This is a genomic window from Pseudomonas sp. RAC1 (assembly GCF_030658255.1).
GTDB classification, from domain to species: domain Bacteria; phylum Pseudomonadota; class Gammaproteobacteria; order Pseudomonadales; family Pseudomonadaceae; genus Aquipseudomonas; species Aquipseudomonas boreofloridensis.
Map to the genome: position 1 here is coordinate 38,658 of NZ_JAUTXS020000014.1, position 14,026 is coordinate 52,683.

The 14,026-nt window shown below is 61.5% G+C and carries 20 protein-coding genes; 10 read left to right on the forward strand and 10 right to left on the reverse strand.

Translation table 11 applies throughout. From position 1 onward, the window contains the following. Positions 1-66 precede the first annotated feature (66 nt). From murA to Q7C30_RS02795, 7 genes are all read right to left on the reverse strand, one after another. Positions 67-1,332 carry a UDP-N-acetylglucosamine 1-carboxyvinyltransferase gene (gene murA, locus Q7C30_RS02765; RefSeq protein WP_317870596.1) on the reverse strand — a complete coding sequence of 422 codons (1,266 nt, stop codon included), beginning with the start codon at positions 1,330-1,332 and terminating at the stop codon, positions 67-69. A gap of 25 nt (positions 1,333-1,357) precedes the next feature. Next, on the reverse strand, positions 1,358-1,597 hold the full coding sequence (locus Q7C30_RS02770) for a BolA family protein (RefSeq protein WP_029613593.1): 240 nt from the start codon (positions 1,595-1,597) through the stop codon (positions 1,358-1,360). Positions 1,598-1,716: 119 nt separating this feature from the next. Next, positions 1,717-2,019: an STAS domain-containing protein gene (locus Q7C30_RS02775; protein WP_317870598.1), complete on the reverse strand. Its 303-nt coding sequence runs from the start codon at positions 2,017-2,019 to the stop codon at positions 1,717-1,719. Beyond that, on the reverse strand, positions 2,016-2,669 hold the full coding sequence (locus tag Q7C30_RS02780) for an ABC transporter substrate-binding protein (protein ID WP_295484323.1): 654 nt from the start codon (positions 2,667-2,669) through the stop codon (positions 2,016-2,018). The genes Q7C30_RS02775 and Q7C30_RS02780 overlap by 4 nt, the downstream gene beginning before the upstream one ends. Positions 2,670-2,678: 9 nt before the next feature. Beyond that, positions 2,679-3,164, reverse strand: a complete 486-nt coding sequence (gene mlaD, locus Q7C30_RS02785) for an outer membrane lipid asymmetry maintenance protein MlaD (RefSeq protein ID WP_039575620.1) — start codon at positions 3,162-3,164, stop codon at positions 2,679-2,681. Then, positions 3,164-3,961, reverse strand: a complete 798-nt coding sequence (mlaE, locus tag Q7C30_RS02790; RefSeq protein ID WP_295484326.1) for a lipid asymmetry maintenance ABC transporter permease subunit MlaE — start codon at positions 3,959-3,961, stop codon at positions 3,164-3,166. Before mlaE ends, mlaD begins: the two co-directional genes overlap by 1 nt. Beyond that, a complete protein-coding gene (locus Q7C30_RS02795; RefSeq protein WP_295484328.1) occupies positions 3,961-4,770 on the reverse strand; it encodes an ATP-binding cassette domain-containing protein in 810 nt (269 codons plus the stop codon). Before Q7C30_RS02795 ends, mlaE begins: the two co-directional genes overlap by 1 nt. A 245-nt stretch (positions 4,771-5,015) precedes the next feature. Between Q7C30_RS02795 and Q7C30_RS02800 the strand changes: the two genes are divergently transcribed. From Q7C30_RS02800 to Q7C30_RS02845, 10 genes are all read left to right on the forward strand, one after another. Then, positions 5,016-5,990, forward strand: coding sequence for a KpsF/GutQ family sugar-phosphate isomerase (locus Q7C30_RS02800; RefSeq protein WP_317870601.1), 975 nt, complete (start codon positions 5,016-5,018; stop codon positions 5,988-5,990). Position 5,991: 1 nt separating this feature from the next. Then, positions 5,992-6,516 (forward strand): HAD family hydrolase, encoded by a 525-nt coding sequence (locus Q7C30_RS02805; RefSeq protein WP_116887625.1) that lies wholly within the window; start codon positions 5,992-5,994, stop codon positions 6,514-6,516. 8 nt (positions 6,517-6,524) lie between these two features. Beyond that, a complete protein-coding gene (gene lptC / locus Q7C30_RS02810; protein ID WP_317870604.1) occupies positions 6,525-7,097 on the forward strand; it encodes an LPS export ABC transporter periplasmic protein LptC in 573 nt (190 codons plus the stop codon). Then, on the forward strand, positions 7,084-7,608 hold the full coding sequence (gene lptA, locus Q7C30_RS02815; protein WP_029613600.1) for a lipopolysaccharide transport periplasmic protein LptA: 525 nt from the start codon (positions 7,084-7,086) through the stop codon (positions 7,606-7,608). The genes lptC and lptA overlap by 14 nt, the downstream gene beginning before the upstream one ends. 3 nt (positions 7,609-7,611) lie before the next feature. Beyond that, positions 7,612-8,337 (forward strand): LPS export ABC transporter ATP-binding protein, encoded by a 726-nt coding sequence (gene lptB / locus Q7C30_RS02820; RefSeq protein WP_029613601.1) that lies wholly within the window; start codon positions 7,612-7,614, stop codon positions 8,335-8,337. Between the two features lie 174 nt (positions 8,338-8,511). Next, on the forward strand, positions 8,512-10,005 hold the full coding sequence (locus Q7C30_RS02825; protein ID WP_039575611.1) for an RNA polymerase factor sigma-54: 1,494 nt from the start codon (positions 8,512-8,514) through the stop codon (positions 10,003-10,005). A gap of 79 nt (positions 10,006-10,084) precedes the next feature. Further along, on the forward strand, positions 10,085-10,393 hold the full coding sequence (raiA, locus tag Q7C30_RS02830) for a ribosome-associated translation inhibitor RaiA (protein ID WP_029613602.1): 309 nt from the start codon (positions 10,085-10,087) through the stop codon (positions 10,391-10,393). A 12-nt stretch (positions 10,394-10,405) separates the two neighbouring features. Next, positions 10,406-10,870: a PTS IIA-like nitrogen regulatory protein PtsN gene (gene ptsN, locus Q7C30_RS02835; RefSeq protein WP_039575609.1), complete on the forward strand. Its 465-nt coding sequence runs from the start codon at positions 10,406-10,408 to the stop codon at positions 10,868-10,870. Between the two features lie 2 nt (positions 10,871-10,872). Continuing rightward, entirely contained in the window at positions 10,873-11,727 is an 855-nt protein-coding gene (rapZ, locus tag Q7C30_RS02840) for an RNase adapter RapZ (RefSeq protein WP_029613604.1), read from the forward strand. Between the two features lie 18 nt (positions 11,728-11,745). Continuing rightward, positions 11,746-12,018, forward strand: a complete 273-nt coding sequence (locus tag Q7C30_RS02845) for an HPr family phosphocarrier protein (protein WP_029613605.1) — start codon at positions 11,746-11,748, stop codon at positions 12,016-12,018. A 24-nt stretch (positions 12,019-12,042) separates the two neighbouring features. Here the strand turns inward: Q7C30_RS02845 and Q7C30_RS02850 are convergent, their stop codons facing one another. The 3 genes from Q7C30_RS02850 to Q7C30_RS02860 are packed head-to-tail and all read right to left on the reverse strand — an operon-like array spanning position 12,043 to position 14,022. Then, on the reverse strand, positions 12,043-12,936 hold the full coding sequence (locus Q7C30_RS02850) for a ZIP family metal transporter (protein ID WP_317870607.1): 894 nt from the start codon (positions 12,934-12,936) through the stop codon (positions 12,043-12,045). Between the two features lie 11 nt (positions 12,937-12,947). After that, positions 12,948-13,559 (reverse strand): superoxide dismutase, encoded by a 612-nt coding sequence (locus Q7C30_RS02855; protein ID WP_317870609.1) that lies wholly within the window; start codon positions 13,557-13,559, stop codon positions 12,948-12,950. 1 nt (position 13,560) lies between these two features. Beyond that, the gene (locus tag Q7C30_RS02860) at positions 13,561-14,022 is read right to left on the reverse strand and encodes a hypothetical protein (protein WP_317870610.1); all 462 of its coding nucleotides are present in this window, start codon (positions 14,020-14,022) and stop codon (positions 13,561-13,563) included. Positions 14,023-14,026: the final 4 nt, after the last annotated feature.

Sequence of the window (14,026 nt, forward strand, 5' to 3'; positions counted from 1 at the left end):
GTCCTGGACCCGACCGCGTTCGATTCGGCTGGCACGTCCTTGTGCCGATCACAGGCAGAGGCCGGATTAACCCGGTACGCGACGGATCTTCGCGCCCAGCATCTGCAGTTTTTCTTCGATGCACTCGTAGCCACGGTCGATGTGGTAGATGCGATCGATCAAGGTATCGCCTTCAGCCACCAGCGCAGACAGCACCAGGCTGGCCGAGGCGCGCAGGTCGGTGGCCATGACCGGAGCACCCTTGAGCGCAGTGACGCCGGTGACGATGGCGGTGTTACCTTCGACCTGAATCTGCGCGCCCATGCGGTGCATCTCGTACACGTGCATGAAGCGGTTTTCGAAGATGGTCTCGATCACGGCACCGGTGCCTTCGGCGATGGCGTTCAGAGAAATGAACTGCGCCTGCATGTCGGTGGGGAACGCCGGGTACGGGGCGGTACGCAGGTTGACGGCCTTGGGCCGCTTGCCGTGCATGTCCAGCTCGATCCAGTCTTCGCCGGTGGTGATCTCGGCGCCGGCTTCCTTGAGTTTCTCCAGGACCGCTTCGAGGATGGTCGGATCGGTGTCCTTGACCTTGACCCGACCACCGGTGACGGCGGCGGCGACCAGGTAGGTGCCGGTCTCGATACGGTCGGGCATCACCCGGTACGTGGCCGAGTGCAGGCGCTCGACGCCATCGATGGTGATGGTGTCGGTGCCCGCGCCCTGGATCTTGGCGCCCATGGCGATCAGGAAGTTGGCCAGGTCGACCACCTCAGGCTCGCGCGCCGCGTTCTGCAGCACGCTGCGACCCTTGGCCAGCGCTGCGGCCATCATGATGTTCTCGGTACCGGTCACACTGACGGTATCGAAGAAGAAGTGCGCACCGCGCAGGCCGCCTTCAGGCGCCTTGGCTTTGATGTAGCCGCCTTCGACCTCGATCTTCGCGCCCATGGCTTCCAGGCCACGGATGTGCAGGTCGACCGGACGCGAACCAATGGCGCAACCGCCTGGCAGGGCCACTTCAGCCTCACCGAAGCGAGCGACCATCGGGCCGAGCACCAGGATCGAGGCGCGCATGGTCTTGACCAGCTCATACGGCGCGACCAGGGTCTTGATGGTGCGCGGGTCGATTTCCACGGCCAGCTTTTCGTCGATCACAGGCTCGATGCCCATGCGCCCGAACAGCTCGATCATGGTGGTGATGTCGTGCAGGTGCGGCAGGTTGCCGACGGTAACCGGGCCATCGGCCAGCAGTGTCGCCGAAAGAATCGGCAGTGCCGCGTTCTTGGCCCCGGAAATGCGGATTTCGCCGTCGAGACGTGCGCCACCCGTGATAATCAGTTTGTCCATTTCAATCTCGCCGCCAACTGTTGGCTCAGGTGCGCTCAGCCCAGGCTGCGCTGCTGAAAAATTTCATGGTTACCGCATGGATGCTGCCGTCGGCGATCCACGGATTCAGGTGAGCATAGATCGCCTGCTGGCGCTTGACCGGGCTCTGGCCGGCCAGCTCGTCGCTGATCACGTTCAACTGGAAGTTGCAGCCTTCGCCCTCAACTTCGACCCGGGTTCCCGGCAGTTTTTCTTCAAGGAAGCTCTTAACTTCTACGGCCTGCATGCTCAACCTCAATCGGCGCCCAGTGCGCGCGGGTCGGCCATCATACAAAAAAGCCCCTCGCCTGCGAAGCCCAATAGCTGGACGCGCTGACCGAGGGGCGTTTTCGGCGAGGCGGGCTATCAGCCCGCCAATACCTCGTCGAGACCATAGACCTCGGCGATTTCCCGCATATCAGCGGGCATGTTCCGGACTTCGCACGCCTTGCCGACGCCTTGCCCATCACGGATGAACGCCAGCAGCAAAGACAGCCCCACGCTACTGGATTTGCTCACCGCCGCGCAATCGAGCACCAGCCGCGGCTCACGGCTGGCGGCGATCAGCGCCTTGCCCTGTTTGCGCAAGACGGGCCCGCTGCGATAGTCCAGCACGCCGGCCAGGCTCAGCACGCCCGGCTCGGCCATGCTTACCCCGGACTCGCTCATTTGACTGCCTTCTCGGGCGAGTTGTCGGCAGTTTCCTTGGCCTTGGCCACTTCGCCAGCCCAACCGTCGATGGTCTTGTCCAAGTCGTTGCGGTTGCGATTCATGGCATCGGCGAACTGGTCACGGAACAGTTTGCCGATATTGATACCGTTGACGATGACGTTACGCACCTTCCACTCGCCACCCAGGTTTTCCAAGGTGTAGGACACCGGATAGATAGCCCCGTTGTTGCCGGAAACCTTCATGCCGACCGTTGCGCGATTATCTTTAACGGAACTGCCCGGATCGACGGTAATGCCCTGATTGTCGTAATCGAGCAGCGCATTGCCGTAGAACTGGAACAGGCTGCGACGGAAGTTATCCTGGAAGCGCTGCATTTGCTCAGGCGATGCCCTGCGCGAGTACTTGACCGTCATGATGCTTCTGGAGATGCCGTCGGCATCGACCACAGGACCAAGGATGCGGTTGAGCGCCTCATAAAACGCCGTGGGGTTGGATCGGTACTGTGCCTTGTTGGCCTTTAGGTCGGACAGCAGCTCATTCGTGGTGCTTTGCACCACATCGCGCGGGGACTGCCCGGGAGCCGCCAAGGCCATCAAAGGGAGAGTCGCCAGCAACACCAGCAGACCACGTCGCAGGATCGAAATCATGGAAATTCCTCAATTAGCTGGTTGGGCTTCTTTGGGTTCCTTGCCAACGGAGTTGAGCAGGAACTTGCCAATCAGATCTTCAAGCACCAGGGCCGACTGGGTGTCGTGAATCGTGCTGCCCTCTTTGAGCACAGCTTCCTCGCCGCCCACGCTGATACCGATGTATTTCTCGCCGAGCAACCCAGCGGTCAGGATCGACGCCGTGGAATCGGTCGGCAGGTTATTGACCGACTTGTCCAACTGCAGCGTGACCCGACCGGTGAAGGAGTCGCGATCCAGATCGATGGCGGTGACCTTGCCAATGGTCACACCGGCCATGGTCACCTTCGCTCTGACAGTCAAACCGGCGATATTGTCGAAGTAGGCATAAACTTTATAGGTGTCGGTGCTCGGGCTGGCCGACAGCCCGCTGACGCGCAGGGCCAGCAGCAACAGCGCCAGGATCCCGGCCAGGAGGAACAGGCCGACACCGATTTCCAGGGTGCGGTTTTGCATCAGAAATCTCCAAACATCAAGGCGGTCAGAATAAAGTCCAGACCCAGGACGGCCAGCGAGGCATAGACCACGGTCCTGGTGGTGGCACGGCTGATCCCTTCTGAGGTGGGTTCGCAGTCATACCCTTGGAATACGGCAATCCAGGTGACGACGAAGGCGAACACCAGGCTCTTGATCAGCCCGTTGATCACGTCGTCGCTGAACGACACGCTGTTCTGCATGTTGGCCCAGAACGAGCCTTCGTAGACGCCCAGCCAGTCGACGGCCACCCAGGAGCCACCCCAGATACCGACCACACTGAAGATCAGGGCCAGCAACGGCAACGAGATGAAGCCGGCCCACAGACGCGGCGCCACGATGTACTTGAGCGGATCGACGCCGATCATCTCCAGGCTGGAGAGCTGCTCGGTCGACTTCATGTTGCCGATTTCGGCAGTGAGCGCGGAGCCTGCACGGCCGGCGAACAGCAACGCGGTGACGACCGGACCCAGTTCACGCAGCAGCGTAAGCGCGACCATCTGGCCCACGGCCTGTTCCGAGCCGTACTTGGTGAGAATGCTGTAGCCCTGCAGAGCCAGCACCATGCCGATGAACATGCCGGAAACGACGATGATCGCCAACGACAGCACACCGACCGAGTACAACTGCCGGGTGAGCAGTTGGAAGCCGCCGCCGATACCGCCACGCCCGGCCAGGGCGTGGAAGAGGAACAGGCAGGAACGCCCGAGCACGGCCAGCACGTCGATAGCCGCGCGACCGAACAGGCGAATGCGTTCGAGTATGGATTTTCTGCGCATCAACGCGCTCCCAGCAGGTCGGCGCGGTAGTCTGGCGCGGAGAAATGAAAGGGTACCGGCCCGTCCGGATCGCCCTTCATGAATTGACGAATGCGCGGGTTGTCCGAGCCCATCAGTTCGTCGGGCGTGCCCTGCCCCAGCACCTGACCGTCACCCACGACATAGAGATAGTCGGCGATGCTCGCCGTCTCGGCCAAGTCGTGGGACACCACGATACTGGTGATACCCAAGGCATCGTTGAGCAGGCGGATCAGTCGTACCAGGACGCCCATGGCGATGGGGTCCTGACCGACGAAAGGTTCGTCGTACATCAGTATCTGCGGATCGAGCGCGATGGCACGGGCCAGCGCGACGCGGCGCTTCATGCCGCCGGAAAGCTCGTCGGGCATCAGGTCGATGGCGCCGCGCAGGCCCACGGCCTGCAGCTTCATCAGCACGATGTCGCGGATCATCTCGTCGGGCAGTTCGGTGTGTACCCGCAGGGGGAATGCCACGTTCTCGAAGACGTCCAGATCGGTGAACAACGCACCGCTCTGGAACAATACGCCCATCTGCTTGCGGGCATCGAACAGATCGCTGCGCGACAGCGCAGGCAGGTTCTGACCGGCGACCCAGACCTCGCCGCTGGAAGGACGCAACTGCGCGCCCATCAGGCGCAACAGCGTGGTCTTGCCGCACCCGGAAGGCCCCATGATGCCGGTGACCTTGCCATGGGGGATACGGATATCGACGTTGTTGAAAATGCTGCGCGAACCGCGTTTGAAGGTCACACCCTTCAACTCGACCGCGTAGGCGCTATCCGAACTCATCTAGACTCCTTGCTAGGTGGCCTCGTCAACATGGACGCCGCTCCTCATGAGGAAGACACGTGCATCCCGGCGGGCCAAACAGCGGCGAACTATAGCACTGCGTACAAGGCTCCCCAAGGTACTTTCCCAGGGTCGTTCAGACGCCATACAGCAACCGGCGCGTGTTCCTACGACAACTCGAAGGTGAGGGTTTCTCACATTGTCGCTATAATCGGCGCCTTTTTATCAGGCATTGCTTTTTCGACATGAGCCAATCCAGCGAGCTGATCCACTCCGCCCAGCGTACCCTGAGCCTGGAACTCGAGGCCGTACAAGGCCTGCGGGCGCGTATCGACGACAACTTCGTCAAGGCTTGCGAGCTGATTCTGGGCAGCAAGGGGCGCGTCGTGGTGGTCGGCATGGGCAAGTCCGGCCATATCGGCAACAAGATCGCCGCCACGCTGGCCAGTACCGGGACACCCTCGTTCTTCGTGCACCCGGCCGAGGCCAGCCACGGCGACATGGGCATGATCACCCGCGACGACATCATCCTGGCCCTGTCCAATTCCGGCAGTACTGCCGAAATCGTGACCTTGCTGCCGTTGATCAAGCGTCTGGGCATCTGCCTGATCAGCCTGACTGGCAAGGTGGACTCGCCGCTGGCCCAGGCCGCCGAAGTGAATCTGGACGCCAGCGTCGCCCAGGAAGCCTGCCCGTTGAACCTGGCCCCGACGTCGTCAACCACCGCGGCCCTGGTGCTGGGCGACGCGCTGGCCATTGCCTTGCTCGAGGCCCGCGGCTTCACCGCCGAGGATTTCGCCTTCTCCCATCCGGGGGGGGCACTGGGACGTCGCTTGCTGCTCAAGGTCGAGCACGTCATGCATGCCGGTGACGAATTGCCGCAGGTACAACGGGGCACCCTGCTCAAGGACGCGCTGCTGGAAATGTCGCGCAAGGGCCTGGGCATGACGGTGGTGATGGAGGCCGACGGCCGGCTGGCCGGCGTCTTCACCGACGGTGACCTGCGCCGCAGCCTGGATCGCAACATCGACGTGCATCGCACGCTGATCGACGAAGTGATGACTGTCCATGGCAAGACCGCCCGCGCCGAAATGCTCGCCGCCGAGGCCCTCAAGATCATGGAAGACCACAAGATCAGCGCGCTGGTGGTGGTCGACGATCAGGATCGCCCGACCGGCGCGCTGAACATGCACGACCTGCTGCGTGCTGGAGTGATGTGAAATGAACCAAGACCTGATGCAACGGGCCAAAGCCGTCAAGCTGGCCGTTTTCGATGTCGATGGCGTGCTGACCGACGGCCGCCTGTATTTCCTGGAAGACGGTAGCGAGTTCAAGACCTTCAACACCCTGGATGGCCACGGCATCAAGATGCTCATGGCTTCTGGCGTCACCACCGCTATCATCAGTGGACGCAAAACTCCGGTGGTCGAGCGTCGCGCCCGCAATCTCGGCATCCCGCACCTGTTCCAGGGGCGCGAGGACAAACTGGTGGTGCTCGATGGCCTGCTCGCCGAACTGGGCCTGCGCCACGACCAAGTGGCGTACCTGGGCGACGACCTTCCCGACCTGCCGGTGATTCGCCGGGTTGGCCTGGGGATCGCCGTGGCCAACGCCGCAGCCTTCGTGCGCGAACATGCCCACGGCGTCACCCAGGCCCGCGGCGGCGAAGGCGCCGCCCGCGAGTTCTGTGAACTGATCATGCAGGCCCAGGGCACCCTGGACGCTGCCAACGCCCATTACCTGTAGGCCACGCCATGTTCAGCAAGAAAATTCGCAATGCCGTGCTGTTGACGGCCATCGCCGCCGTTCTGGTCGCAGTCGGCTACTGGAACATCAGTCCGGAGAGCTTCCTCGACGAGCCTGCGGCCCAGGTCGACGAGAGCGCCATCGACTACTATGCGATCAACGCACACAGCGTTCAGTTCTTGCCCGATGGCAAGCTGCAGTACGAAATGACCGCCGACAAGGTCGAACACCTCAAAGCCAGCGAAATCACGCTGGTGACCACGCCAGACATGCATATTTTCCGCGGCACCGCTTACCCCTGGCATGTCCAGAGCGTGCGCGCCGAGGTCAATCCGGACGGCAGCGAAGTCGAACTGATCGACAACGTACGTATTGCCCGCACCGACGAGAAGCAGCGTGACACCCTGATTACCAGCAGCCGCATGACGGTGTTCCCGCAGAAGCAATATGCGCAGACCGATCAAGCCGTTAGAATCGACGGCGCCGGTGGCACGACCACGGGCGTAGGAATGAAAGCGTACTTGGAAGACGGCAGGATGGACCTGCTGTCCAACGTAAGAGGACAGTATGAGGCTCGTTAAAACCCTCCCCCTTTTGCTCAGCCTGAGCGCAGCACTGGGAAGCGCGAGCGCCTTGGCCCTGCCGAACGACCGTGATCAGCCGATCCGCATCCAGGCTGACAACGCGCACCTGGACGACAAGCAGGGCGTGGCCACCTACACCGGCGATGTCATCATCACCCAGGGCTCGATGGTGATCAAAGGCAACACCGTGACCATGACCCGTGCGCCCTCCGGCGATATCGACGTGGTGACTTCGGTGGGTAACCTGGCCTACTTCGAGCAACAGCAATCGGCCGCCAAGCCCGACAAGATGAAAGGCTGGGCAGTGACCATCCAGTACCAGGCGCAGAAGGACATGGTAATCCTCACCGACCGCGCCAAGGTCGAGAACGAAGGCAACACCACCGAAGGCGAGAAAATCGTCTACAACACCAAGACTCAGGTGGCAACCGCCGGTCGTGGTGGCAAGGTGACCCAACCTCGTCAGCGCATCGACATGGTCATCCAACCGAAGAAAAAGGCCGAATAACAGATGGCAACCCTCAAAGCTCAGCACCTGGCCAAGAGCTACAAGGGCCGCCAGGTCGTACGCGATGTCAGCCTGTCCATCGACAGTGGCCAGATCGTCGGCCTGCTCGGCCCCAACGGCGCCGGCAAGACCACCTGCTTCTACATGATCGTGGGCCTGGTGCAGGCCGACCAGGGCCGCGTGCTCATCGACAGCCTTGATGTCAGCCACCAGCCCATGCATGGTCGTGCGCAGGCAGGCATCGGCTACCTGCCGCAGGAAGCCTCGATCTTCCGCAAGCTGTCGGTGGCCGACAACATCATGGCCATCCTCGAGACCCGCAAGGACATCGACCGCGACGGTCGTCGCAAGGAGCTGGAAAGCCTGCTGCAGGAATTCCACATCAGCCACATTCGCGACAACCTGGGCATGAGCCTGTCCGGCGGCGAACGACGCCGGGTCGAGATTGCCCGCGCCCTGGCCACTTCGCCGAAGTTCATCCTGCTGGACGAACCCTTTGCCGGCGTCGACCCGATTTCAGTGGGTGACATCAAGCAGATCATCCACCACCTCAAGGCCAAAGGCATTGGCGTCCTGATCACCGATCACAACGTGCGTGAAACGCTCGACATCTGCGAGACCGCCTACATCGTCAACGACGGTCAACTGATCGCTGAGGGCGACGCCGAGACCATCCTGGCCAACCAGTTGGTCAAGGAAGTTTACCTGGGTCATGAGTTCCGCCTCTGACAGCCAGGCAACGGCCTGGAGCGCTGTTAAAACCTGTTGAAACGGGCTTAAGTGTTACAGCGCTCTAGGCAAACGCTACAATTTCAGGCATATAACTTGCTTAAGATTTGGCGCTCCGGCGCCCTGTAGTGGATGGCGCATGCGCGCCGGCGAACAAGGTATTAAGCCCCAGCCATGAAACCATCGCTCGTCCTAAAAATGGGCCAGCAACTGACGATGACCCCTCAGTTGCAACAGGCCATTCGTCTGCTCCAGCTTTCCACCCTGGACCTCCAGCAGGAAATCCAGGAAGCACTGGAATCCAATCCGATGCTCGAACGCCAGGAAGAGGGCGACGACTTCGACAACAGCGACCCGATGGCAGAAAACGGCGAGAGTAAACCAGTCGCCGAAGCCCAGGACAGCAGTTTTCAGGAAAGCAGTGGCAATGCCGAGTCCACCGACGAAGGCGAGTGGAGCGAACGCATTCCCAACGAACTGCCAGTAGACACGGCCTGGGAAGACATCTACCAGACCAGCGCCAGCAGCCTGCCGAGCAACGATGACGACGAATGGGACTTCACGACCCGCACGTCCGTAGGCGAGAGTCTGCAAAGCCACCTGCTGTGGCAACTCAACCTGGCCCCGATGTCGGACACCGACCGACTGATCGCCGTCACCCTGATCGACAGCATCAACGCCCAGGGCTATCTCGAAGACAGCCTTGAGGAGATCTGCGCCGGTTTCGATCCTGAGCTCGACATCGAGCTGGATGAGGTCGAAGCGGTTCTGCATCGCATCCAGCAGTTCGAACCTGCCGGCATCGGTGCCCGCACACTCGGCGAATGCTTGCTGCTGCAACTGCGCCAACTACCCGCCGGCACGCCGTGGATGGCCGAAGCGCAGCGCTTGGTCAGCGACTACATCGACCTGCTCGGCAGCCGCGACTACAGCCAACTGATGCGCCGCATGAAGCTCAAGGAAGACGAGCTGCGCCAGGTCATCGAGCTGGTCCAGAGCCTCAATCCACGTCCAGGCTCGCAGATCGAGTCCAGCGAGCCGGAGTATGTCGTTCCCGACGTCATCGTGCGCAAGGACAGCGATCGCTGGCTGGTCGAGCTGAATCAGGAAGCGGTGCCGCGGTTGCGGGTGAACCCGCAGTACGCCGGCTTCGTGCGTCGTGCGGATACCAGTGCCGACAACACCTTCATGCGCAACCAGTTACAAGAGGCCCGGTGGTTCATCAAGAGCCTGCAGAGTCGCAACGAGACGCTGATGAAAGTGGCCACGCAGATCGTCGAGCACCAGCGCGGTTTCCTCGACTATGGCGACGAGGCCATGAAGCCGCTGGTACTGCACGATATCGCCGAAGCGGTCGGTATGCATGAGTCGACCATTTCGCGGGTCACTACGCAGAAGTACATGCATACGCCGCGCGGCATCTATGAGTTGAAATACTTTTTCTCCAGCCACGTCAGCACTGCCGAAGGCGGCGAATGCTCGTCCACGGCAATCCGCGCGATCATCAAGAAACTGGTTGCTGCGGAAAATCAGAAAAAGCCATTGAGTGACAGCAAGATCGCTGGTTTACTGGAGGCACAAGGCATTCAGGTAGCCCGTCGCACGGTCGCCAAGTACCGCGAGTCGCTCGGCATTGCACCTTCCAGCGAACGCAAGCGACTGATGTAAAGCCCGGATGTGCCACGGCGTTTCAGTGGCAGGTGCAACACCTGCCTCTTACATGCACGGCAACAAAAGGAGAAGCTGTATGCAAGTCAACATCAGTGGACACCATGTAGAAGTCACCGAGCCCCTGCGCGACTATGTACTCGATAAACTTGCCCGGGTGGAGGGTCACTTCGACAAGATCACCAACGTGCAGGTCATCCTGAAAGTCGAGAAGCTGCAGCAGAAGGTCGAAGCCACCCTGCAGATTCCGGGCGGTGAAGTGGTTGCCAACGCAGAACACGAAGACATGTATGCAGCCATCGACGCCCTGGCCGACAAGCTCGACCGCCAATTGAAAAAACACAAGGAAAAACAGCAAAGCCTGCTGCAAGGTGCAGCCGCACGCTGATACCCCTCATCCATGACCCGACTTGAATCCATCCTGACCCCCGGCCGTTCCTTGGTGAACGTGCCGGGCGGCAGTAAGAAGAGCGCCCTGGAAAAGGTCGCCAACCTGATTGCCCAGCAAGTACCCGAGCTGAAGATGCAGGACGTCTTCGAGAAGCTTCTTGCCCGCGAGAAGCTGGGCTCCACTGGGTTCGGCAACGGCATTGCCATTCCCCACTGCCGCCTGAAAGGTTGCAGCGCTCCCGTAAGCGCGTTGCTGCATCTGGATGCGCCCATCGACTATGACGCGATCGACGGAGCGCCGGTCGACCTGCTTTTCGTGCTACTGGTACCAGAAGCTGCCACTGACGCGCATCTCGAATTGCTGCGCCAGATCGCCAGCATGCTCGACCGCAAAGATGTTCGTGACCGTCTGCGTGCCGCCGACAGCAACGAAGCGCTTTATCAGGTCGTCTTGAACGTCCAGAACGAGCTCTGAACATGCGCCTGATCATCGTCAGCGGCCGATCCGGCTCCGGCAAGAGCACCGCGCTCGATGTGTTGGAAGACAACGGTTACTACTGCATCGACAACCTGCCCGCCGGGTTGCTGCCACAACTGGCCGAAAGCGCACTGATCAACACCGAGCTGTCGCAGCCCAAAGTCGCCGTCTCAATCGACGCGCGAAACCTGCCCAGCCATCTGTCCCGTTTCCCCGAGTTACTCGAGGATGCCCGCGCGCGACACATCCAGTGCGACGTGGTCTACCTCGATGCCGACGAAGATACGCTGCTCAAGCGCTTCTCGGAAACCCGCCGGCGCCACCCCCTGACCAACGCCAACCGTTCACTCGCCGAAGCGATTCGCGTCGAGACCGAACTGCTCGGGCCGATCGCCGACCTCGCCGACCTCAAGATCGACACTACCAGTCTGAACCTTTATCAACTGCGTGATTCGATCAAGCTGCGCCTACTCAACCAGCCCGAACCCGGCACCGCATTCCTCGTCGAATCCTTCGGTTTCAAACGTGGCATGCCAGTGGACGCGGACCTGGTGTTCGACGTACGCTGCCTGCCCAATCCATACTGGAAGCCCGAGTTGCGTGAGCATTCTGGGCTCGAGCAGCCGGTCATCGATTACCTGGCGGCCCAGCCAGATGTCGAGGAGATGTACCAAGACATCTCCAGCTACCTGCTCAAATGGCTACCGCGTTTTGCGGCCAGCAACCGCGCCTACGTGACCATCGCCATCGGCTGCACCGGCGGACATCATCGTTCGGTGTACATCACCGAGCGGCTGGGGCAATTGCTACAGCGCACCCTGAAAAACGTCCAGGTTCGCCATCGCGACCTCTAATACAGGATCCACCCGACAATGCCGGCCCGCGAAATCACCATCATCAACAAGCTGGGCCTGCATGCCCGCGCGGCAGCCAAGTTCGTCGGCGTGGCCGGGAAGTTTCCCTGTCAGGTACGTGTCGGGCGCGCCCCAGACAAGCTGGTGGACGGAAAAAGCATCATGGCAGTGATGATGCTGGCAGCCGGCAAGGGCACCCCGGTGCACCTGCACACCGAGGGAGAGCAGGACGAAGAAGCCCTGCAAGCCTTGGTGGCGCTGATCAACAACTATTTCGACGAGGGCGAATGAACCCAAGCCTGGCGCAAACCAGGCTCAGGACATCGCCGTATCCATCACCATCATCAGGCAGAAGCCGATACACAGGCCCAGGCTGGCCAATCGGTGATGACCATTGCTGCGCGACTCCGGAATGATTTCCTGAGTCACGACCAGTAACATCGCCCCTGCCGCACAGGCCAGCCCAAGCGGCAGCAGCAACTGTGCGACATTGACCAGCCAGGCGCAGATCAGCGCCGCCACCGGCTCCACCAGCCCTGACGCCGCACCGATCAAGAATGCCTTGAACCGGTGCATGCCAGCGCCCGCCAAGACCAGCGCAATGACCAGTCCCTCCGGCACATCCTGCAAAGCGATGCCCATCGCCAGGCTGTCGGCATCGGGCATGCCTCCGCCAGCGGAGACGCCTATCGCCATGCCTTCAGGAATGTTGTGGGCGACGATGGCGGCCACGAACAACCAGACCCGCGCCGCGATCACTGGCTGATGCCCCTGCCCTGCCAGGGACTCGGGCGAAACCCGAGCGATACGCAGTTCGATCAGGAACAGGCACAGGGCCCCGGCAAGCAAGCCGGCACTGACCAGCGCCCCGGCGCCCAAGGGATCGAAACCGATGGCCCGCGCGGCTTCCAGGCCAGGCATGATCAGCGAAAACGCCGTCGCAGCCAGCATCACCCCAGCACCGAAACCCAGCAACGTATCAGCGATGGCCACCGGCATCTTGCGGATCACCAGGACCGGCACCGCGCCCAATGCCGTGCCCAAGGCGCACAAGGCACCGCCCTGTAGCGCACGCAACATCCGTGGCTCCAGTTCCAACCAGGCGATGCCTCGTGCCACCAGCAGCGCAGTGCCGGCCAAGAGCAGCAAGGTCCCAAGCGCCATGCGGAACAGGCGCACACTCCCGACAGACATCACGTCAGTGCGCATCGCGGATCGACTCACTTGAGGGCTTCGAGATAACGACGTTCCACGTCCGCCCAGTCGATGACGTTATAGAAGGCGCCAATGTACTCCGGTCGGCGGTTCTGGTACTTCAGGTAATAGGCATGCTCCCACACATCCAGCCCCAGGATTGGCGTATTGCCGTGCATCAGCGGGCTGTCCTGATTGCCGCTGCTTTCCACCACCAGACGCTTGTCCGGCGCGACGCTGAGCCAGGCCCAGCCGCTGCCGAAGCGCGTCAACGCGGCCTTGGTGAACGCCTCCTTGAAGGCATCGAAACCACCCAGTTCGCGCTCGATGGCCTGCGCCACCTGCCCTGATGGCTGACCGCCGCCCTGCGGCGACATCACGGTCCAGAACAGGCTGTGGTTGGCATGCCCCCCGCCCTGGTTGATCACCGCGCCTTGCAGCTTCTCGGGCAGTTGCTTGACCGCCCCGACCAAACGCTCCACCGGCCAGTCGGCCCACTCGGTGCCTTCAAGAGCAACATTGAGATTGTTGATGTAGGTCTGGTGGTGCTTGCTGTGGTGGATCTCCATGGTCTGGGCGTCGATGTGCGGCTCCAGGGCATCGTAGGCGTAGGGCAAGGCAGGCAAGGTGTGGGGCATATCAGTGGATTCCGTAGACAGATGGACGGGAGAAGGTGTCTGGTCGAGCCGTCAGCTCGCTCGCTTCGGCAGCTTGGCGGTGGAGCAGGCGCTCGGTGCGGGGGTATTGGCCGTATTCGCCGATGAAATTCAGCAGCTCGGTGTAAGTGCGCCCACTGTGCCGCAGCGCGGCCTCTCGCAGCGCTGCGGGCAGACGCTGCTCCTGACTGGCCTGGAGCAAGCGCTGATGCGCCGCACACAGGTAGTCGGCGCTTTCATGGGGTTGGTTCAGACGTACGTGCAGGTCGGCCAGGTTGTGATGAGCGATGACGAATGCCGCCACCGCCTGATCGACGTCATGCCAGCGCTCGAACAGCACCTGCGCCAGGGCCAGCGCTTGCAGGTAGTGCTCTCGGGCGTCTATCAGCTCGCCCTGTGCGAACAGCCGATTGGCGATGTCCGTGGTGCGTTTCCAGTGTTGCATGACG